General features: G+C 51.6%; 17 protein-coding genes. 11 read left to right on the top strand and 6 right to left on the bottom strand.

Features of this window, described 5'->3' with window-relative positions:
- Nucleotide 1: 1 nt before the first annotated feature.
- Nucleotides 2-706, bottom strand: a complete 705-nt coding sequence (locus NYE24_RS24135; RefSeq protein WP_342479285.1) for an ABC transporter ATP-binding protein — start codon at nucleotides 704-706, stop codon at nucleotides 2-4.
- Nucleotides 707-951: 245 nt separating this feature from the next.
- Between NYE24_RS24135 and NYE24_RS24130 the strand changes: the two genes are divergently transcribed.
- The 5 genes from NYE24_RS24130 to NYE24_RS24110 all read left to right on the top strand — a co-directional run bounded on the left by NYE24_RS24130 (nucleotide 952) and on the right by NYE24_RS24110 (nucleotide 5,119).
- Nucleotides 952-1,320, top strand: coding sequence for a GntR family transcriptional regulator (locus tag NYE24_RS24130; protein WP_342476840.1), 369 nt, complete (start codon nucleotides 952-954; stop codon nucleotides 1,318-1,320).
- Nucleotides 1,321-1,325: 5 nt separating this feature from the next.
- Nucleotides 1,326-2,195: an ABC transporter ATP-binding protein gene (locus NYE24_RS24125; protein WP_342476839.1), complete on the top strand. Its 870-nt coding sequence runs from the start codon at nucleotides 1,326-1,328 to the stop codon at nucleotides 2,193-2,195.
- A 1-nt stretch (nucleotide 2,196) separates the two neighbouring features.
- Nucleotides 2,197-2,880 (top strand): hypothetical protein, encoded by a 684-nt coding sequence (locus tag NYE24_RS24120; protein ID WP_342476838.1) that lies wholly within the window; start codon nucleotides 2,197-2,199, stop codon nucleotides 2,878-2,880.
- Between the two features lie 298 nt (nucleotides 2,881-3,178).
- Nucleotides 3,179-4,399 (top strand): MFS transporter, encoded by a 1,221-nt coding sequence (locus NYE24_RS24115; RefSeq protein ID WP_342476837.1) that lies wholly within the window; start codon nucleotides 3,179-3,181, stop codon nucleotides 4,397-4,399.
- A gap of 132 nt (nucleotides 4,400-4,531) precedes the next feature.
- Nucleotides 4,532-5,119 carry an alpha/beta hydrolase gene (locus NYE24_RS24110; protein ID WP_342476836.1) on the top strand — a complete coding sequence of 196 codons (588 nt, stop codon included), beginning with the start codon at nucleotides 4,532-4,534 and terminating at the stop codon, nucleotides 5,117-5,119.
- Between the two features lie 28 nt (nucleotides 5,120-5,147).
- Here NYE24_RS24110 and NYE24_RS24105 read toward each other — a convergent pair whose 3' ends face one another.
- Together NYE24_RS24105 and NYE24_RS24100 are read right to left on the bottom strand one after the other, a co-directional pair.
- On the bottom strand, nucleotides 5,148-5,966 hold the full coding sequence (locus NYE24_RS24105) for a CPBP family glutamic-type intramembrane protease (RefSeq protein WP_342476835.1): 819 nt from the start codon (nucleotides 5,964-5,966) through the stop codon (nucleotides 5,148-5,150).
- 25 nt (nucleotides 5,967-5,991) lie between these two features.
- Entirely contained in the window at nucleotides 5,992-6,558 is a 567-nt protein-coding gene (locus tag NYE24_RS24100) for a helix-turn-helix domain-containing protein (RefSeq protein ID WP_036693129.1), read from the bottom strand.
- Nucleotides 6,559-6,816: 258 nt separating this feature from the next.
- On the opposite strand from NYE24_RS24100, the gene NYE24_RS24095 reads away from it, so the two are divergent.
- From NYE24_RS24095 to NYE24_RS24080, 4 genes are all read left to right on the top strand, one after another.
- Entirely contained in the window at nucleotides 6,817-8,694 is a 1,878-nt protein-coding gene (locus NYE24_RS24095; RefSeq protein WP_342476834.1) for a leucine-rich repeat domain-containing protein, read from the top strand.
- Nucleotides 8,695-8,867: 173 nt separating this feature from the next.
- Nucleotides 8,868-9,644: a methyltransferase gene (locus NYE24_RS24090; RefSeq protein ID WP_342476833.1), complete on the top strand. Its 777-nt coding sequence runs from the start codon at nucleotides 8,868-8,870 to the stop codon at nucleotides 9,642-9,644.
- 213 nt (nucleotides 9,645-9,857) lie between these two features.
- Complete coding sequence (locus NYE24_RS24085; protein ID WP_342476832.1) at nucleotides 9,858-11,696, top strand: HSP90 family protein; 1,839 nt, start codon at nucleotides 9,858-9,860, stop codon at nucleotides 11,694-11,696.
- On the top strand, nucleotides 11,697-12,755 hold the full coding sequence (locus NYE24_RS24080) for a hypothetical protein (protein WP_342476831.1): 1,059 nt from the start codon (nucleotides 11,697-11,699) through the stop codon (nucleotides 12,753-12,755).
- A 309-nt stretch (nucleotides 12,756-13,064) separates the two neighbouring features.
- On the opposite strand, the gene NYE24_RS24075 is transcribed toward NYE24_RS24080, so the two are convergent.
- On the bottom strand, nucleotides 13,065-14,687 hold the full coding sequence (locus tag NYE24_RS24075) for an amidohydrolase family protein (protein WP_342476830.1): 1,623 nt from the start codon (nucleotides 14,685-14,687) through the stop codon (nucleotides 13,065-13,067).
- Nucleotides 14,688-14,798: 111 nt separating this feature from the next.
- Here NYE24_RS24075 and NYE24_RS24070 point away from each other — a divergent pair, with 111 nt between their 5' ends.
- Nucleotides 14,799-15,380 (top strand): TetR/AcrR family transcriptional regulator, encoded by a 582-nt coding sequence (locus NYE24_RS24070; RefSeq protein WP_076158556.1) that lies wholly within the window; start codon nucleotides 14,799-14,801, stop codon nucleotides 15,378-15,380.
- A 35-nt stretch (nucleotides 15,381-15,415) separates the two neighbouring features.
- On the opposite strand, the gene NYE24_RS24065 is transcribed toward NYE24_RS24070, so the two are convergent.
- Nucleotides 15,416-16,303, bottom strand: coding sequence for an AraC family transcriptional regulator (locus tag NYE24_RS24065; RefSeq protein WP_342476828.1), 888 nt, complete (start codon nucleotides 16,301-16,303; stop codon nucleotides 15,416-15,418).
- A 121-nt stretch (nucleotides 16,304-16,424) separates the two neighbouring features.
- Here NYE24_RS24065 and NYE24_RS24060 point away from each other — a divergent pair, with 121 nt between their 5' ends.
- Complete coding sequence (locus tag NYE24_RS24060) at nucleotides 16,425-17,180, top strand: SDR family oxidoreductase (RefSeq protein ID WP_341028693.1); 756 nt, start codon at nucleotides 16,425-16,427, stop codon at nucleotides 17,178-17,180.
- Nucleotides 17,181-17,255: 75 nt separating this feature from the next.
- On the opposite strand, the gene NYE24_RS24055 is transcribed toward NYE24_RS24060, so the two are convergent.
- Nucleotides 17,256-21,299: an S-layer homology domain-containing protein gene (locus NYE24_RS24055; RefSeq protein WP_342476827.1), complete on the bottom strand. Its 4,044-nt coding sequence runs from the start codon at nucleotides 21,297-21,299 to the stop codon at nucleotides 17,256-17,258.
- Between the last annotated feature and the right edge of the window lie 223 nt (nucleotides 21,300-21,522).

Raw genomic sequence — 21,522 nt, 5'->3', positions numbered from 1 at the left:
CTCACCACTCAATCCCTTCAGCACTTTGTCTGTTTTCATTCATCGTTATACTTTCAATTCTGCCGCTTTTGACCTTAATGACCTTGTCCGCCATCTGGGCAATCGCCGAATTATGCGTGACCAGCACAACGCATTTGTGAGTCCTCCTGTTCAAGTCCTCCAGAAGCTTCAATACCGCCTTGCCCGTCACATAATCGAGTGCCCCAGTGGGTTCATCACAGAGCAGAAGCAGCGGATTCTTGGCAACGGCTCTGGCAATCGCCACCCGCTGCTGCTCGCCCCCAGATAGCTGGGACGGGAAGTTGCGGTTCCGGCTGCTTAGCCCCACCTTGTGCAGTACCTCCCTTGCATCTAAATGATCCTTGCATACCTCAGCAGCAAATTCGACATTCTCCAGTGCATTCAAGTTGGGAATGAGGTTGTAGAACTGAAACACAAAGCCCACCTTCTCACCACGGTAGCGGGTTAACTTCTTCTCGCTGTACTTCGTGATCTCCTGGCTGCCGACAAGAACTTGGCCTGATGTAGCGGTGTCCATACCGCCCAGAATGTTAAGAATAGTGCTTTTGCCTGCTCCGCTTGCTCCCAGTACAACCACGAACTCCCCTTCTGATATGGAGAAGTCTACGCCGTCAAGCGCCCGGATGCTCACCTCCCCTACTTGATACTCCTTGGCTACATTCTTGAACTCAATCAGCTTATTCACTGCTGCTTCCATCCCCTCTGCTTCTCTGAAAGGTCTACAACCGCATGACTGGGGCTGTTATTTACGCCTTCAGTATGTTAGTATGTTACTCATGTAGCATACTGTAATACATGAAAGTTCAAGCTGTCAATATGAGCCTTCCCGGTTCATCTGGAGCTATCATTCTGTGGATTGACAATTGGATGTCCATCCTTTATGGTGGTATGTTATATGAGTAACATACTAAGAGGACGAATGGTGAAGCCATGACCATCACTTTTGACGATAATCTACCGATATTCCAGCAAGTCGCCCATATCATTGAGGATGATATTCTGAACGGCACGTTTCAGGTGGACGAGCAGATTCTTTCGGTTGCCCAGTTCTCCCAGCTGTTTCAGATCAATCCGGCCACTGTGGTTAAGGGGATTGGCATATTGGTCAACGAAGAGATTCTGTACAAAAAAAGAGGGCTGGGCATGTTTGTCGCGGCCGATGCCAAAGAGAAAATTCATTTGAAACGAAGAGAGCGGTTTACCAAAGAGCTCTTGTCCGGGCTGCTGAACGAAGCCGACAAGCTTGGGCTGACCACCGGCGATATCATTGACATGATCACACAACTGAGAAAGGACTGAAATCCGTGAGTATAGCATTAGCTTGCGGCCGTCTGACCAAATCCTTCGGCTCTGCTCCGGCTCTGCGGGCGCTCGATTTACAGCTGGAAGAAGGCGTCATTTACGCGTTACTTGGACGCAACGGGGCCGGCAAAACCACATTACTGAACACGATTGCGGGTGGAATTGCGGCAGATTCCGGCACGATTGAGGTTGGCGGACAGCGGCTGCGCAGGGGAGAATTACCGAAGGACTTGTGCTATGTACGCGATCACTACCAGCATTTCGGGGGAGCAAGAGTTATCGAAGCTTTGGAGACTGCAGCAGCCTTTTATCCCAGGTGGGATGGTTCTTATGCCCGCGAACTGCTTGACCTCTTCCTAATCGATAAGGACCAGAAGATCAGGCAGCTCTCCAGCGGGAACCGGTCGCTGCTCCAGAATGTAATCGGATTCGCCAGCCGGGCGCAGTTAACCTTATACGATGAGCCTGTGCTAAGCCTTGATGTGTTGATGAGGGAACGGTTCTACAAGTCACTTATGGAGGATTACGCCAATTGTCCGCGCACGATTCTGCTGTCCACGCACTTGATCGATGAGATCGCACCGGTCGCAGAGAGGATCATTATCCTTGAGTCAGGCTCCCTTCTGCTGCAGGAGGATATGGAGCAATGCCTCCAGTCGGCTTATCTGATCCGGGGACATTCGGAGGCTGTAGCTTCTTATACATCCGGCAAACGGGTGATCTACCGCGAGGATTATGGAAGAGGAACACTTGCCGCACTTTACGAGAAGCTGAGTGACAAGGACAAACGGTTGGCCCGTGAGCGGGACATATCAGTCGAAGCGCTGAGTCTGCAAAAGCTATTCCTGTATTTGATCGAGGGAGGTCTCTAGATTGAGTGCGTTGACCGTTCATTTAAAAGCAACCTACAGACAGCTTAAATTATATATCTGGCTGGTTCCGATGATTATTGTGCTTGGCCGGACGACAGAGCTTATGATTACTTTCCTGACAAACACAATGAGTGCCTCACGTTTATCCGAGAGCAACATGCTTATTCTTCTATTGCCATTGTTCGCCGTCACGCTGCCGCTGAGCTATTACCAACGGATTGTTCATTTGGGCGCCAGCCGGATACAATATTACAGGGGGCTGCATGCCGTTTTTGCCGTCTGGGCCGCAGGTGTTGCCTTAATGAACTCCCTATGGTTCGCCGTGCAGGTTCATGTCTTTCACAATTATGATAATGCCACGGATCTGATCGCCGCCTTTCATTGGAATGATTACGGCTTTGCCGGTTCATTTCTGTATCAAACCGCCTTTTACCTGATGACTATGGCTTTGCTGAGTATGCTGGTCTCGGGATTCTTCACCCCCGCAGGCTGGCTGCTGACTGTGCTGATTGCTGCAGCTATTCCGGTCGGAACAGCCATCCCGGAGCTCAGGGTTCACGTGGCCTCCTTCTTCCGTACCCTGCTGCTGAACGATTCTCTCTTGCTGGGCACCGGATTCAACCTGCTGCTTTATCTTGTTTTCGTGGCTGGCGGGTGGCTGTTTACGAGAAGACGGGTACATTGATGCAGGGTTCAATACTATTGACAGCTTCAAGAGTTCAATGTTAAGCTCCAGCTATAAAATTCGAGGAGGATGGCAGCCGATGATTCCACGTATATGGTAAGCACGCCCAACAAAAGCTGATTTCTCACCAAGTGTGGGCTTTTTTGAGCTGCTGCTATTTACGTTAAGGACATCGGCTGCGATCCGCTATGGCTTATTTCACTATGCCCGGTTTCGCACTGTCCCGTTATGTAATTGTTGCAGACCCAAGCCCCTATGCGGACTTGGGTCTGCTTTTATTTAGGGAGGGTACAAACTTATGAATATTCAATGGAAAAAGACGTTCGCCTTCATCTTCAGCGGACAAATCTTCTCGATATTAACCTCTGCGATGGTTCAGTTCTCCATCATCTGGCATCTGACTGAGACGACAGGATCAGCTGTCGTGCTGATGCTGGCCGGTCTGGCCGGGTTCCTGCCGCAAGCGGTCTTAGGTCCGTTCATCGGCGTCTGGCTCGACCGGTGGAACCGTAAGCTCACCATGATCGCCGCGGACAGCGCCATTGCACTAACCAGTCTGATTCTGGGTGCTTATTATCTATGGGGGGAGCCGAGCTTATGGGTTGTGTATGCCATCCTGCTCATTCGTTCGGCAGCATCTTCCTTCCATGCACCATCGTTTCAGGCTGCGATTCCGCTGATAGCACCGGAAGACCAGCTCACCCGGGTGGCAGGCTGGAACCAGCTCATCTTCTCTGCTTCCAGCGTACTTGGACCGGCGCTTGGAATTGCGGTATACTCGGCTACTTCACTAGGAACCGTATTGCTCTTAGATGTGGCTGGCGCTAAAATCGCTAATCTTATGCTTTTGTTCGTCCAGATTCGTCAACCGAAGCCGGAAATCGTAGAGACCCCCTCGTTCCGTAGGGAGTTTATGCTCGGCTGGCGGGCCTTTCTGTCGCAAAAGTCCATTGTCACAGTAACGGTTGCCATGGCGGTCTTCAGCGTTGTATTCATGCCGCTGGCGATGCTGTTCCCCTTGATGACGCTGTCGCATTTCGGACGCGGCGGCTACAGCGCCAGCCTGATTGAGGCCGTATTCGGAATTGGGATGATCCTTGGCGGTGCCCTGCTGTCCGTGCTTGCTTCCAGATGGAAGGACACCACCTACATGAGTCTGAGTCTGGTTGTGATCGGGCTCACCTGTGTCCTGAGCGGGGTGACCGGGCGCGAGGCCTTCCTTGCTTTTACCGTCCTCTCGTTCCTGATGGGTGCCGCAGCCCCCTTGTTCAACGGCCCGTACATGGCGATGATCCAGAAGTCTTACGAGCCTGAGCTTCTGGGACGTGTCCTCTCCTTCGTGACGAGTATCGGACTCTTGTCGTCTCCGCTCGGGCTTGCGCTGGCGGGACCTGTGGCTGACCGGTTCGGCGTTCCGTTCTGGTTCTTCTGGTCGGGGATAGTCGTGATTCTGATTGGAGTATTCCTATTTGTCAGGTTTGCAGGAACAGATACAGACAAGGAACCTGCTAGTGAATAAGTGAAGGTAAATAGACCGTCCTCCCTTTAATGGGATGGCGGTCTTTTTTAGGGGTTGTGCATGCAGAATGGAAGAATCTATAATATACGCGACTGGGAATATTCACTTTTACTTAATGGGAGGAGTTACGATATGGCTGATCCTACAAACAGCAAGCATGTTTATATTATTCATGGTTACGGAGCCACCCCGGCCAATCATTGGTTTGGATGGTTACAGAAGCGGCTCGCGGCAGACGGGATTACGGCAGATATTTTGGAAATGCCAACGCCCTTATCGCCTAATCTCCAGCAATGGCTGGAGCATCTGTCCAGTAAGGCCAAGCTGCTGAACCAGGACACCTATTTCGTTGCTCACAGCTTAGGCTGCGTCTCTCTGCTCAAGTATCTGCTCAGCGCGAGGCCGCAGGAACCGCTCGGCGGTCTGGTTCTCGTGTCCGGCTTCACCAAGCCGTTACCCGGCCTGCCAATGCTTGATGAGTTCACGCAGGATCAGATCAACTACAGCGAGGCCGCAGCGCTGGCCCCCAAACGTGCAGTGATTGCCTCCAAGGATGATGCCATTGTGCCAGTCGCGCTCAGCAAGGAGTTAGCACAAGTCATTCATGCCGATTTTCACGAGGTAGAGCACGGCGGACATTTTCTGGACAGCGACGGCTTTACCACTTTACCTATTGCCTATGATGTCCTGCGCGATATGATGGGGCATGAAGCAAAATAACCGTGTATCTCTCGCCCAGGTTCTATCCTCATATGCGCTTCAATCGTCTAGATCTGAGCCATAATCCGAATCCAATGAACAGAATCGTCGTTACCACGCCGGTGGTCGGGCTGAACCATAGTTCGCCTGCCGGCGTGAATGTAATGATCCCGGCAACCGATACCAGCAAGGTAGGTACTCCATCCTCCACTGCGTGCATGAGTACACACGGCCACACCGATTGCGTAAGACGATAGATTTCAACGTACATGATGGACCAAGCAACCATGAGCACACAGCCGATGAAGACATAGCCCCATCTCGTCGTAGTCCCGAAATAAGTATCTGGCAGGAAGACCAGATAATATGCCGTATGCCACAGCGCCCAGACCAGACCGGACACAAGATAGATTATCCAGTCATTCAGCTTCAGCTCGATCAGCTTCGGGGTCAGATAGCCGCGCCAAGCGAATTCCTCGAAGATGTTCTTGATCAAGTTGCCGGCGAGCGATACTCCAACCAGCGACAGAATCGTAAGTAGTTCGGCCTCTGAAGTGCTGGCGCTATTGAACAGCAGAGCAAGCCCTACCGCAATTACCATGATTACCGGATAGACAGCAATGGCTGCGCCGTACCACTTCCTATTTCCTCTTAAATTAAACCTTACGCCAATATCCTTCCAATCGCGGTTCAATAGCCGCAGTACAAGCATGGCAATCACCGGCAAAATCAGCCATAAGCCCATGCCCGGCGAATTCCCTTCCGGCTGATCCGGCAGCTTCGTATCCACCCATACCCCAATCCAGCCGCTGGTCAGCACAATTACGATGAACAATATAAGACTAAGCTTTGTTCTGCCTGCTGTCATATGATCATCCCCTCCAGGTTCAGGATTACTCCATGCCACGCTTCGCTGTGCTGATGACATCCTCCGCCGCGCTGTTCAATAGCTGAATCATTTGCTCCTCCGTATAATGGTCCGGCAGTAGCTCATTGGCAACCATCACACTCATCCCAACCTGGAACATCTTCATTTTGAGCAAAATCATCCCCAGTTCATCATCCGATAATCCATTCAGATCTGGGTCCGTTCTCATCATCTGTATGAACCCTTGTGTCTCTGCCTCATCATGCTTCGCCTGATCGTTCTTCTTCATCACCAGATCCCGGAACAATATCGGATACTCCCGGGCAAAGCGGATGCTGGCCGCCCCGATATCGTAGAACGGATGCCCGGAGTTCTGCTCCAGCAGAATCTGTCTGCTCACCGTAAGGGTTCTCTGGTGCACCTCCTCCACCAGCTCGCCAGCCTCTTTGAAATTGACATAGATGGGGGCGATGGAGCCCCCCAGCTTCTCGGCCACCTTACGGATGGTCACGGCATCCACTCCTTCGGTCCTCGCAATCTCGAACGCCGCATCGATGATTTGTTCTTTGGTGAACTTTTTTTTGGGTGCCATAGGTTTCCTCCTGAAATAAAACAATCGATACAAATCATATGATATATATCAAATGATATACAAAATTCATCCCAGGTGTCAACCTAATCTTAACGGCTTGATTCTCCTTTTTAAGAACTGTTGTGTTCTGAGCATCTGTTCATATAGAATCAAATTATCAGCTTCACTCCAAAGAATAATGGAACAAATCAGCGGAGCCCACGTAAATTCCGATAAGATCACTGGAATATCATTACATCATGAAGGAGGCGGCTGCCCATGGCATTTATTCCGTTGAACTGTCCCAATTGCAGCGGACGAATTGAATACAAGGAAGGCACGATTCTCAAGTGCCCTTATTGCCAGACCGAGCTTCTGCTCAAGCAAAATAATGTCTACTATGTAGATCAGACCATTAACCATTATCACGGGACACCCCCTCCCAAGGCCGCACCGAAGCCAACCGTCTCCGTCTCCATCCCCATCAGGCTGGTGCTGGTCCTGCTGCTGATGCTGGGCGGCGCTATCGGTACATATTTCTATTACAGCCTAAGCTCTCCGCAGCAGGCAACCAAGGCTAATCTGTCTGTGCGGACGATGCCTGAGAGCGAGGTACTGCTCACCTTCCTGCGGGAGACCCTGGGTAAAGGCTCTGCCATACCGACCGAGGAGGAAATTGCCCGGCTGCGGTATTTATCGGTGAAGCATTTAGACAATGATCATTGGCAGTTCACCTACAGCTTCTCCGATCCCTTCAGCGATGCACAGGCCGAGAAGCTCACTTATGTGATCCAGGATAAGCGGCTCAATACCCAGCGGATCGACCAGCGGGACTTCGAAGCCTTCACGGGGCTGACGGCACTGGACTTGAACGGGACCTACGAAATTGACCAGACGGATCAAATCAGTTTTGCCCATATTCCCGGATTAAAAAGCTACGGCGGCGCCTTCAACGAATCCTTCAGCAGATTCTCCGGCTATTTCGGCGACAAGTCCAAAATTACGGAGCTGTCCACTCAGCTGCGCAGTAATCAGGAAGTGGCTCTGCTGCTGGAATTCCCCAATCTAAGCTCACTGTCTATTACCTATGTGGATGAGTCTATATCGGATTTGCATCTGCTGAGTAAGCTGCCGCTGAAGTCCCTGTCCCTTACCTTCGTCAATGACCTGGGGTGGTTATCATCCATGACGGGGTTGTCTTCTCTGGCTATCTATCACAGTGAAACCACAGATCTGCAGCCTTTGTATGCCTTAACCGGACTCCAGGAGCTTAAGCTTTCCTATTTGTCCAATGTGAAGTCGATTGACTTCGTGCAGAACATGCCTGCTCTGCAGACGCTGGATATCGAAAATCTGAATTTCTCCAGCCTGGAGCGTCTGGCCGGGAAAACCTCCATTACCAGCCTCCGGCTGGCGTCCTTAAGCAAGCTTGGCTCGGTAAAGGCTGTGAACAGCCTGCCCTCGCTGCGGGAATTCACCTTGTACGGTTATTACGACGAGCCAGACGCACTTACCTTACCAGGAGTCAAACGGATGGAGATTCCAGCCTCCTTCCTCTCCGGGCTGAAGGCGCCAGCGGTAACAAGCCTGACGCTCCGGGGAGGCAGCGGGGAGCTGAGCATGGCTGAGCTGAAGAAATTCCCGGAACTTGCGGAGCTGTCCCTCTGGGGGAGCGACGACATCATCCAGCTTCGTGCGCTGGACAGCTTGTCCCGTCTGAAGACACTACGCATCTATGATTCGTCACTGTATTCAGAGAGCGATGCCTTATTCGGCCTGAAGCAGGTGAACACGCTAGTGTGCTCGGAATGCCGCCTGAATTTCAAGCAGGCAGCAGCAACGAATAGTGTGCTTGAACATTTGACCTTGGACCGGCCATACTTCTCCTTGAACAACAACTCCGTTAGTGAGGTTGACCAGGTGATGCCTTACTTCGCGGGCCTGACTGCCCTGCGTTCCTTCACCCTGCAGGACAACAACCTGGCTTCTCTTGCGTTCATGAGCAAGTGGCAGGCCATCGAGGAGCTTCATCTGGAGAACAATGCAATTTCCAATATAGAGCTTCTGAGCAAGCTGCCCAAGCTGCAACAGGTATTCCTGGCCGGCAATTCCGTGGCGAACAAGTCCGTGCTGGATGCAGGCGTACGGGTATATTAATTTCCGCTACTATGATATGAGAGAATAGACCGCCCTCCTTAAAGAGCAGAGGCTTGCGGTCTATTTTTGTTGAGAGCGCAGTTATAGGCAATGCTTATTAATTGCATAGAAACTATATATTTCATTTATAAGCTATGCAGCACTATACTGAACTTCATAAGGAGGGGAAGTACATGAATCAACCGGCTTCCAATAACCAATGGCAGGCAGATACGTATGATCATAAACTGGATTTCGTCTCCAAGCTGGGCAGCGATGTCCTCTCGCTGCTGCAGCCTCAGCCCGGTGAGCGCGTGCTTGATATCGGCTGCGGAACAGCCGATCTTACAGCTAAGATCGCGGCCGCTGGAGCGGATACAGTGGGCATCGATCTGTCACCCGAGATGATTGCCCGTGGCCGCAGCAAGTATCCGCACCTGAATCTGAGCGCCCAGAATGCATACACTTACCGGACCGCTCAGCCTTTCGATGCAGTGTTCTCCAACGCTGCGCTGCACTGGATGAAGGACGCGCACGCCGTCGCGGTAACGGTAGCAGGTGCACTTCGGACCGGCGGGCGGTTCGTCGCCGAATTCGGCGGCTACCGCAACGTTGCCGCGCTGGTGAATGCAACCGAGGCCGCACTGGAAGCGCATGGCTATGACCCGCAGGGACGCAATCCTTGGTATTTCCCCACCATCGGAGAATATACGGCAGTGCTGGAGGCACATGCCTTCCTCGTCACGCTGGCCCAGCATTTCGAACGGCCGACTCCCTTGCAGGGGGAGAGTGGAATCCGGGATTGGCTCGATATGATGGCCGATGACTTCTTCTACGATGTCAGTGCAGAAGACAAGACTGTAATCTATCGCGAAGTGGAAGAGCAGCTGCGTCCGGAGCATTACCTGCAGGGACAATGGATTGCCGACTACCGGCGGTTGCGGGTCTGTGCAGTGAAGATGGCGAACTGAGTATTAGATAAGCGGAGAGCCTTCAGATTGTCTGGAAACCCGGGTCCTTTCAAGACCTTGGGTTTCTTTTATAATGCAATGATAGAGACGCTTGGGAATATATGTTTCTCATCATGCAGATTCTGGGTAATACATAGAGTTGTATCTGTCTACATAGAAACTGATTGTCGGCATGAAGCACAAGCAAAATGATTACAGAACAGGAGAATCAAGATGGAGAACCAAAACCGGGATACGTACCGCTTTCAGGTGAACTTAAGCGGGATGATCAACATTTTGTCTAACCATTTGTATAGCAGCCCGAAGGTATTCTTAAGAGAGCTGCTGCAGAACGGCATAGACGCGATTACTGCACGTCAGGCATATTCCCCAGTAGGCTACGAAGGTAAGATCCATGTCGAGGTAAGCGGAACCTCCACGGGGGCAACCTTATTAGTAGAGGATAACGGGATCGGGTTAGATGAGGCAGAAATTCATGAGTTTCTGGCCATGATTGGACAATCCTCCAAGCGGGGCGAAGATTTCCTGTCGACCAATACCTCCTTTATCGGTCGGTTTGGCATCGGACTGTTGTCCTGCTTCATGGTGAGTAACGATATCGTAATGGTTACCCAATCGGCCAAGGGCGGACCTGCCCTGGAATGGCGCGGGAAGCCGGACGGCACTTATACGATCCGTAAGCTCGATGGGGCACATGCCCCCGGCACCAAGGTTTTTTTGCGTTGCAAGGAAGGGTCGGAAGCTTACTTCGAAGAAGAGAACCTGCGGGAAGGTCTATTCCATTACGGCGCTCTGCTGCCTTACCCGATCCAACTGGTGTCAGACCGCAACACCCGCCTGATTAATCCGCTGACCCCGCCGTGGATCAAAGATCCGCAGCTGGCCCGGAAGCATCGTGACGAGGTACTGGCCTTCGGCAAGCAGGTGCTGGGAGAGACATTCCGTGATTTCATTCCCCTGCACACCGCTTCGGGCCGGACAGGAGGCATCGCCTTCATTCTGCCACATGCGGTGAATCTGAACGCCAAGCGCAATCACCGGGTATACCTGAAGCACATGCTGGTCTCCGAAGCTGCCAGCAATATCCTGCCGGACTGGGCGTTCTTCGTGAAATGTCTGATCTGGACCGATGAGCTGCAGCCCACCGCTTCCAGGGAGCATTTCTATGAGAATGCTCAGCTGGAGCAAGTGCGGGAAGAGCTGGGAAATGCCATTCGTCAGGAATTGATGCGGATGGCCGAGTATGACCCGGACCGCCTGCAATCGATCATTTCACTGCACGCCTTATCGATGAAGGCGCTCGCGGTGGAAGATTCGTCATTCTATTCTATCATTCATGAGTGGCTGCCGTTTGAGAGCACGTATGGCAGAAAGACGCTTGGCGAGCTGAAGCAGCAGCCTCCCCTGTACTTCACGGCGACGCTGGACGAATACCGCCAGATTACCCACGTGGCTTCGGCCCAATCCATGCTGGTGGTGAATGGCGGGTATATCTATGATGCCGAGCTGCTGTCCCAGCTTCCGCTTATTGACCCGGAGGTGCAGACGGAACGGCTGCTGCCGGAAGAGGTGTCCTTATCCTTCACCGATATTACGCCTCAAGAGCGGCTGGATTACTATGAATCTGTAAGACTCGCAGACAGTGTCCTGCAGAAGTTCCGCTGCCAGGTGCAGCTGCGCCGCTTCAAGCCAGAAGAGATTCCGGTGCTCTATACTCTATCCGAGGAATCCGCCCAGTGGCGTGTACTTGAGGCAACGAAGGAAGTCAGCACCGAGGCCCTATCCTCTGTTCTGGGCAGCCTGGGCGCTTCGCTTAAGGATACGGCATACGCTACACTTTACTTTAACCTGAACAATCCCGTCATTGAGAAGGTATTCCATCAGGGGAATCAGGCTACGCTGCCTTCTATTGTCGAGATGCTGTACTGCAATGCGCTATTGATGGGACATTATCCAATGAACCGCCAGGAGATCGCGCTCCTGAACCAAGGCATTATTCAATTTATTGATTGGGGATTGACGGCCAGTCGATCCGCAGAAGGAGAGAAATAAATGAACGTTACCGAGATGGATTTCGACGATCTGATGGAAGAAGCCTATGGCCTGCCCGGAGGCAAGGCTAAGCTGGAGCTGCTGGAGCAGGCCGTACGGGTGGCCGATGCCGCAGGAGATATCGATCAGGGCTATGAGGCCCGCAGCGAAATCGTAGAGCTGGGCAGCTTCCACGGCTATCCGATGAAAGCGCTGGTCGCCTTTTCCTGGCAGCTGGGGCAGTATGACAAGAACCCTGGCCGGTTCGATGATTACAGCCTGATGTGGTCGTACAAGTGGGTGCTGGACCGCATTACCGCTTTTGCAGATATTAGCCGCACTCAGATTGAGAACCTGCTGGAGGATATGAAGATCCGCTACGAAGCCGAAGGCTATAGCAGCCGGACCTATCACTATTACCGGGCGAATATTCTCGAAGATTTTGGGGAGCTGGAAGCTTCACAGGCCGAATGGGCGATTGTCCAGACCATGGACCGGGACGAGATGAGCGATTGTGAGGCTTGTGAGCAGCATGGCCTGGTTGAGTTCCTGGCGAAGCAGGGAGACGATGAAGCAACCGTTAAGGCGGCTGAACCGATTCTCAAGGGTAGAATGACCTGCGGTGAGGTCCCTCATGTGACCATCACCAAGGTACTGTTCCCTCTCCTACGGCTGGACCGCCAGAAGGAAGCCGATAAGCTGCAGAAGAAAGGCTATAAGCTGGTAAAAGGAAACCGCGACTTCCTGTATCACCAGGCAGAGCATATTGGCTACCTGACCCTGACCGATCCGGTCAAGGCGCTGGAGGTCTTCGAAGAGTATATCGCCTCCTCTCTGGATCACGAGAACCCGGCCGATCAGATGATTTTCAACGCTTATTCGGCCAAGCTGTTCCGCCGTCTGTCTGAGGAATCCATCCGCTTCCAGGTCAAGCTTCCGGCTGGGCACCCGTGTGAACGCCAATCCGAAGACGTAGCTTCGCTTGCGAAATACTTCCAGAAGTTAGCTCTCGCTACAGCGGAGAAGCTGGATAAGCGGAATGGCAACGGCTATTATACTGAGCTGATAGAGAAGCTGTAGGATGCGTTCCTACGGCATTGAGTAAGAACAAGCGCAAATAAGAGCAGCTCCCGTAATGGGGGCTGCTCTTTACATATTGTAACTAAGCATTTACAGTGTTTGAAGCAATCATGCTGATGCTTACCTTTGGTTTGCTCATCGTAGCGCTACTGTCCGATAAACGCAAATAGACCGCCCTCCCCAGCAAGGTGTGCGGTCTATTTGTCGTATCCTGTTTGCCTAAGGCCTACCGCCCGCATGTTAACAGCGGTTAACAAACTTGTGAGCACAAGTCCGAAGACGCAGCTGCACTTGCGAGGCATTTGCTGCTTATTTCGTTCCCAGCCTTTGCTTGATCGAACTAAGCATTTGATTATCGTGATAAGCACCGGCCCGTATCACAGCATTGATTTTATGAAGATTTTGTACACTTTCAATGGGATTGGCATCCAAAAGGACCATGTCGGCGATTTTTCCAATTTCTACGGTGCCCAGATCGTCCATCCGGTCCAGAAATTCAGCCCCGTTCAGCGTGGCCATCTGAAGAACATGCAGCGGCGGGATGCCGGCTCTCTCCAACTCGTCGAATTCCTCATGAAGGGAATAGCCCGCAACCTGCCAGCTGTCTCCGCTGCCCCCGTCTGTACCCGCCAGCAGCTTGACGCCCTCCGTATCATAAGTCTTGACGAGCTTCAGGTACAGATCGTAAAGACCCTGGGCGGTTGCTTCACTACTATTGGAGAACAGGCCAGACCGCATACGTATCATAGTCGGACTCTGCCAGGTATTGTATTGTACATACACATCGGCTAGCTCCTTAGCCTTTTCCCCGCTATACGTATTGATGATATGCATCAGCTCCGCCTCATCCTCTTTGCCGCCTGAGGTTTTGATGGCCGTCTCCAGAACCTTAGCATTCACGAAATCCCGCAGTCCCTTGATCTTCATAAGCTGTACAAAAACCGGATTTCCCGTGATTGCCGGTACGCTCTTTTCCTGCGCCCGTAGCCTCTCTTCATCCGTGGAGCTTGAGATTAGACTCCCGTTGTTGATTCCGAAATGCTCCACACTCTTGAACCCCTGCCTGGCGGCCTCCTTTAAATCCATATCGGACAACACATGTCCCGCAACCGGCAGATTCAATCTGTCTGCTTCCGCCTGAATGGCCTGGAGCACCTCAGGTGTAACGCCGCCCACTTTGATGAAATCAGCCCCTGCCTGCTTTTGCAGCCGGACAAACTCAGCGGCAACCGCAGGCGTCGGCGCATTGATCGGTGTCAGCACATCGCCAGGCATGGTGAGGAGTGCAGCCCGGTCTACGGAACGGGTAAAAGCGCCGGAATGCCATTCCTTCAATAGCTCGTACGAGCCGCTCATCTGCCTGAACCCTGTGATCCCGTTAGCCAAAAGACTCTCCATCGTCTCGTCTGTATGCTTGTCCCCGATGACATGCATATGCATATTCAGATAGCCGGGAACGGCGTATTTCCCCGCAGCATCTACAACCTTGGTATTCTCACTCGCCTCTAGCGTGCCCATTGGCGCAATGGCCCTGATTACCCCGCCGGCGCACAGAATGCTCATGCCCGAAGTTAAGCCGCCGGTGCGCGTATCCACAATAGTGACGTTATTCAGCAAAAGCTCATAGGACGCGCTTGGCTGTTCCAGCTGGAGTCCGGTGTAGGTTCCGGTAACGGGCGAAGGCTGCCCTGCGAACAAACCTGTCCAAGCCACGGCCAGAGCGATGACCCAACAGAGCGGGACGCGCCATCCGTGCCAGAAGGCCGATCTTCTCACAAACACTAGCCCCCCGATACAGGCTGCCAGTATCAGATATGCATACCAGCGTTCGCCGCTGCTGATCATCAGCAGAAGCACAATTCCATACAGGAGCACGGACAGCAGTGTAAATCCACCGGTCTTCAGAACGCTTTTCCTGATCTGATTCTTCATGAGTTAACCTTTCTTAATCCGTTGTATGATGGGGCTAAATTATGATACAAATATATCATAAGTATGAATGTGATCAATGGAAGATCAAGAAGTGGAACAGGAGCGGGGCTAATGTATCGTATTGGCAATGATAAACGGAAGACACAATCGGCCAGACTGGTCTGTAGGGGCCTGGAGGAATTGATGCGAAAGCATGATTATAACGACATCACCGTGACCAGCCTCATCAACACCTCCGGTGTCGGCAGAGCGACCTTCTACCGCTTGTTTGACGACAAGTCAGATGTGGTTCTGTACCAGATGGAATCCGTCTTCACTGAATTATTAAGGAGTACCGGCCCTTATTCCGACCCTAACGCGATGGTCATGGATTTATTTGAGCTTTGTTTTGGCCGAAAAGAGTTCTTTTTATCGATTATCGAAGCCAATTTGTACGGAGAATTTCAAACCCGGCTTGCCAGTATTCTCAGTCAAAAACTGAACTTCGTTCAAGAGAGAACCGGCTTGGATTACAGGAACTGGCAGTACTTTATACAAGTCCGCACGGCGATGCTGTTGTCCGCTCTGCGCGTTGCCATTACTCAGTTTAACGAGGACAATCCAGTGGAAGTGCTGGAGACACTGAACAAGCTTTTCGGCAAGCAGCCGGCGTTATTCTATGAAGCGGGGACAGCCGCGGGAGCCCAGGAGTGACTTCCTGCATTTCCCACGGCTCTTGGCATGACCTTCTAATCCCTCATGCTTTCAATTCGTCTTAGGCTCTCCGTGTCCCGGGCTGGAGATGCACCGAAGAAGCGGGAATACTCCCGATTGAACTGCGAGGGACTCTGATAGCCAACATGATATGCGGCACTTGCTACTGGATAGCCCTCGAAGGCAATGAGATTTCTGGCCTCAAGGAGCCTTAATTGCTTTTGAAATTGAATAGGACTTAACCCCGTAGCCCGTTTAAACTGCCGGTGAAAGGTATTTATAGCCATTCCCGATTTCGATGCCAGCTCACCAATGTCTATTGGCCTCATAAAATTACTCCGAAACCATTTTACAATTTGAGATATCCTGGACAAATCACTTTCCCGCTGACCCAATTGCCTCAGATTCCCTCCTTGTGGTCCCATCAGTACGCGATACAGGATTTCGCGCTCATAAGCCGGTGCAAGAGCCGGAATATCTCTTGACGCTTTGGATAATCGCAATAAACGCAGCCAAGCCTCCATCAATTCAATATCCATGTCGCAAGCTGCGAATGGCCCGGAAGCAGCCGGTAATAGATTCTCCTGGAGATCTCTTAGCAGACTCTGAAGAACATTCTGATTCAACTTGAGACCAAGGGACATGTAAGGATGGCCATAGCGTTCTGGATGTACAACCGCCGTTGCAGGAACATGTACCGGTAACACGTAATAAGATGGTCCTGCCAGTTCTGTGCTGCGCCCCCCTATGGATAGAATCTTTCTTCCTTGAACCGTAAAACCAATCATCGGCTCGTACAGCGCTGCAAGCTGATGATTGGGGATCGCTCCTTTAATCATACTTAGCCCCGGTACTCCAGTATCCATCTGCCTGGTGCCCGCATCTTTCATCAGATCCATTATTTCTTCAAGGACGTTTTTCATGCACATAGTTTATCACACGAATGGTGCTTTTAGGCAATCAATAGGCACTTTCAGGTCTATTTGGATATGTCAGCTGCCGCTACAATTAGAACCAGGCCGAACACAAAACAAGGAGGAGCTTATGACAATTGCGATAGTAACGGGTGGAAGTAATGGCATTGGAAAAGCGACGGCGCTGGAGCTTGGCAAGCGTGGAATTAACGTCATTCTCACCTACAATTCCTATAAGGACCGTGCAGAAGATGTCGTACAGGAAATCGAGAAAAATGCAGGTGTCCGGGCAGTCGCACTGAAGCTGGATCTGACGCAGATATCAACCTTTGCAGGCTTTATTCTAGAAGTGAAAGAGAGTCTCCACAACATTTGGAACCGGACAACCTTTGATTACTTGGTGAATAATGGCGGTATTGGCGGACCCATGCTGTTCACTGAGATGAGTGAAGAATATTTCGACAAGATTCTGAATACAAACTTCAAAGGACCGGTTTTTCTAACACAGCAGCTTGCCGGATTCATGGAGGACGCCGGAGCTATTGTAAATACCACGAGTTCATCCAAAAATCAATCATTTCCGGGCTACTCCGTCTATGGCTCGTTAAAAGCAGCCTTCTCAACCTGGACCCGCTACATTGCCAAAGAGCTTGCACCGCGCCAAATTCGGGTCAACGCCGTGTCGCCTGGTCCTACGCACAGCAATTTCGGCGATGGAGTATTCGATAAACATCCCGAATTCATTAAGCCGCTGGCGGAGCAATCTGTATTCGGCAGAATCGGCCACCCCGAAGATATAGCGAGGGTTATTGTGAGCTTGTTGTCTGATGAGTTCGGATGGGTTACAGCCCAGGACATTGAAGTGTCTGGCGGGCATTTGCTTTAATTCAAACGCCAAAAGACCGCCCTCCCGGCAAAGGAGTGCGGTCTTTTAAGCATATCTTGTTCCTATAAGAAGCTTTTACTTATTGTACAATCTGTAGAGGAAGACCGCCGCTTCTGCTCTGGTGGTGTTGCCGGCCGGATTGATCTTGTTACCGCTGCCTTGGATAAGCCCTTCCTTCACCATGGCAGCTACGCTGTTCACTGCATAGGAAGCCACCTTGGACTTGTCGGAGAATTTCTGCAGATCCGCAGCTGTACCCTGGGTATTCAGCTTTTTCTCCAGCTTCAAGGCCCGTTCGGTCAACACCATCATGTCCTGCCGGGTGATCTTCTGACCACTGCCGAAGCTGCCGTTATCCAGGCCATTCGCAATTCCAAGCGCTTTGGCAATGGCAAGTTCATTATAGTAGTAAGCATTCTTCTGTACATCGCTGAAATTGCCATCTGTCTTCGCAGTCAACCCAAGTGCTCTGACAAGGGAATACAGGAAATCTGCTCTGGTGATATCCGTTGACGGATGGAATACCTGACCCTCTGTCATGAGAATATCCTTCGATGCAAGGACTTCGACCGCATTTTTGGCCCATGCTGTTTTTCCGAGATCTGTGAATGTCTTGGATACATAAGCTACTGCGAAATCGCTGAAATGAGTGGTTGTGAAGGTTACCATACCGGTCTTGGAAGCATAACGTCCGCTTGGTACGGTCATAACCTTCCCGCTTCCGTCAATATACCGCACAACTATCATTTCCGGATTCTTCAGTTCGTCCGCAGACGGCTGGTAGGGCACGGATACGGTTACAGGTGCCCCGGGATTACTCCAGGCTGTTTCTTTGCCATCTACCTTAAGACTAAGCTGAATGATCGGTCTATCGCCTAGTTCCTCTTTTACTTCCGCCGGGAGCCTGGCCTTGTCACCTTTTCCAATCTCCAGCGCTACTTCCTTGCTGCTGCTTTCAGGTGTGCCTGTCAACATATTACCGGGGATGACGACCTGACCGAATTCGGTGGAAACAGTCAGTTTGTTATCCTTGGTTCCGCTGGTCAGTGCTGCAGCAGGCAAGCCTACCGAGTATGAATTCACTCCTTGCACGGCAGGGATGTCCAGCGTCACATTTTTCCCGATGAATTCCTTTGCTTGTGCCAGATCCGATACCTTAACTGATGCAGTCCCATTGTTCACTGTTGCCTGCATGGTTACTTTCTGACCTTCTACAACGGGTGCTGCTGGTGTTGGAGAAACTGCTGGTGCAGACGTTGCATAGCTGCCAGGTGCAGACGTTGCAGGCGCAGGTGTTGCTGGTTCAGGTGTTGCTGGTTCAGGTGATGGTGATGGTGTTCCAGGTTCGGGAGTGGACGGAGTCTCTGTCTTACTGTTGGTTACTTTCAGGGTATAAGTCTTGACCCTGCCGTCTGCCCCTGTGACCTCAACCTTTATATCTGTTTTGGTGCCCGGTGTCAGCGTTATAGCTTCGGAAGCTGCACCGCTGGCAACCACCGTATCGTTGACTTTGATGGTTGACCTGCTGTCTGCCGCCGCTGCTGTCACGGTCATGCTGCTGACATCCTTCAGGGACACATTATACTCTGTGGTGGACGCATTGAACGCTGGCTCGAGTGTTCCTGCACTCAAGGACAAGCTTCTGAGGTCAGCGTTCACGCTATTAGGTGTATAGACTCCAAGATCGCCAAGGTCGATAGCATTATTCCCGATGGCCTGATATTCGCCTGCAAAATAATCCTCCAGATACGAATGTCCCAGAAGGAACCGGTCTGGCTTCATAGCGCCATAGTACCCGGCATTCGCATTACTTTGGCCATCAAACAGAACATAGCTCCCCTGCCATCCGGAACCACTCACGCCCCAGCTGATGATGTGGTCGATATACGGGGCGAACTTATTGAACATTTTGTAGAGCAGTGCGTACTGATAACCAAGAGCGTCCGACTGTCTGACATTAAGCACTGCCGGAGCGGTTGCGCCTCCTCCAGGGGCATCGGTCGGCACCTTAAGATCAAGCTCTGAATAGGTAATACCCGACAGCAGGCCCCGGTCAACGAGAGAGGCATAGAGGGCCATCGCATACTGGTTGTCGCTTGCAAGGGTTTTACCTACCATATCATGTCCCTGGATTCCGATGTCTTCGATCAGGGACCTTCCGTCATACAGCGGATCGGAGCGCCATGCGGTATTTAATTCGAGAACCATATTGTATACAGTTCTGGCTTTACTGCGGGTCGCAAGCCCGTAATCGTTGTACGTCAGCTTCGGAGGATTGTCAACGATGTAGCTGTCAATGCTGCCTTTATTGTCGTGTCCATCCAGCTTCATATACTCCGGAAGGTTAGCGTAATTGGCTTTGTAAGCTTCCGCCATCTTGGCGTTGGGCGCCGCGATGTGCGCATTTTTGAACAGCAGGTACACGTAATGATCGGTGATGTCGCCGCCAATCTCATCATCGGACATGGCCACCAGCCAGTTGGTATGCTTCAGGCTCGTTCTCCAGCTGTTCGAATCCTTAAGGGAAATCTCGCTGTGGCGGCTTTCGTGTACCTCTTCGTTCAGCACATCCCACGAATTGAACGGAATGACGCCACGGGCTTCGCTGGACCCGTACTTCGTATCTGTAGTCAGGAAGTGCCGCATCACATACATGGTGTGGTTGAACTGCACTCTTCTCGCCATTTCTTTGTCTACCTTAACCGTAGTCGTGACGCCGTTGCCAAGTCCGTAGAACTCGGCACTGCCGTTATACCCGGAGGGCAGGCTTGCAGGGATCATCTGCGCCATCCAACCAGGGGCCTGGTTATACCAAGCCAGAACATGACCGTGAGACTTGTACTGTCCGGGAGTTCCCGAATCCCGGATCGCCTGATAAGCGTTCGTCGGGAAGCTGTATTCCTCTAAGCCAGGGGCAGCGGTTGCGCCTTTCATGGCCTCACCGTTCACGTTCTTCAGCCATTCGGGACCACGGGGATGCGTGCCGTCGGCCTTCAGATTGTTGCCGTCGACGAAGATCTCATAGTGATTGGCTCTGGTTCCGGTTACAGGCCCGGTGCCGATCGCGCCGACCATGAACAGGCCATTTTTCTTATTGTACACACTCTTTAGAGGCGCTACGGCACTCTGGTTTTCCTTGTTAACTACGTTCGAAAGGGCCTCGCCATTCGGATCTGGTGCGGTAATCTCGATGTTAGAGACCAGCAGCATACCAGTTTCTTCAGGACGGGCATTCTCGCCATGCAGCTCAAGAATGAAATTCGAGGAATTTCCAGCTGATGCGGTAATACTGTGATGCGCCTTCAGCCAGGATTCACCATTGTAGCTGCCCACCCAGTCAGGGTTCAGGTTATTGTACTGGTAATCTCTGAGGTAGCTGTCCAGGTTTTCATTGGTATTTCTGACTCTCCATCTCATGAATTTGCCTTGCGCACTCTTCGGATAGTAGACATCGAATTCAATCGTTGAACCCACTGTGACATTGACGGCCGGGGACAACGGGGATTCCAGACTTATGCCGCCGAAGGTGCTTTTTCCGTTGTGGGCGTAATTAATCTGAAGCACTTCCGCTTTACCTTGGGCATCTGCAAAAGGATACGTTATCGTCTTGAATGTGCCGCCGGCAAAGTCAGCGGGAACACGATTGTCCAGCGGAGTTCTAGCCGTCCAGGTATTAGTGGGCACGGTAACTTTTACAGAAACCTTACCCGGACCCGGATCAAGACGGAAATACGGATCGGAGCCGTCTGACTTAATATTTTTGGTGAAATTCATTATCGCTTCTTTAAGTGCTGCAATAGCTTCGCCATCGGGAGTGTTCGCATTACGTGCGAGTTCAATCGCATCATTCAGAGCTTGGAGCTCATCAACATGCACCCAAGGAAAAGCCTGCTGCACGTCAGAACCATAGACAGCTCCATACACAGAATGGCTGACTTGGAGCGGGAACTCCGCATTGCCGGTTTTTAGAGCCTCGGCCTCAGCAATGAGGTCGCTCAGTTCAACGGACGGTTCCTCTCCAGCCGCAGCAGCCGGGACGGGAGTATACGTGAAGATGGAGAACAACATGATGATGACGAGAAGGCGGGAGATGCTGATTACATATTTTCTACTGTTCATCTAAGTTTGACTCCTTTTCTTATGGAGATTCTTACCCTTGATTACGCCAAGTCTGGCTTGACAGTCAATTCCGCACCTCCCTCTGAACCCATTGGCAGACAAAGTTTGAAAACGCATTCACAAAAGCGGATGATTAGGCTGTAACTGCTTTCATATTAACAACACGAAGCGAAAGTCTAAATACGGGTAATGCACGAATGATTTTAATATATTACGAAAATAG

The organism is Paenibacillus sp. FSL H7-0350 (assembly GCF_038593195.1).
In the GTDB taxonomy this organism is placed as follows: Bacteria; Bacillota; Bacilli; order Paenibacillales; family Paenibacillaceae; genus Paenibacillus_AQ.
This window is presented reverse-complemented; position numbering and strand designations above follow the sequence as displayed.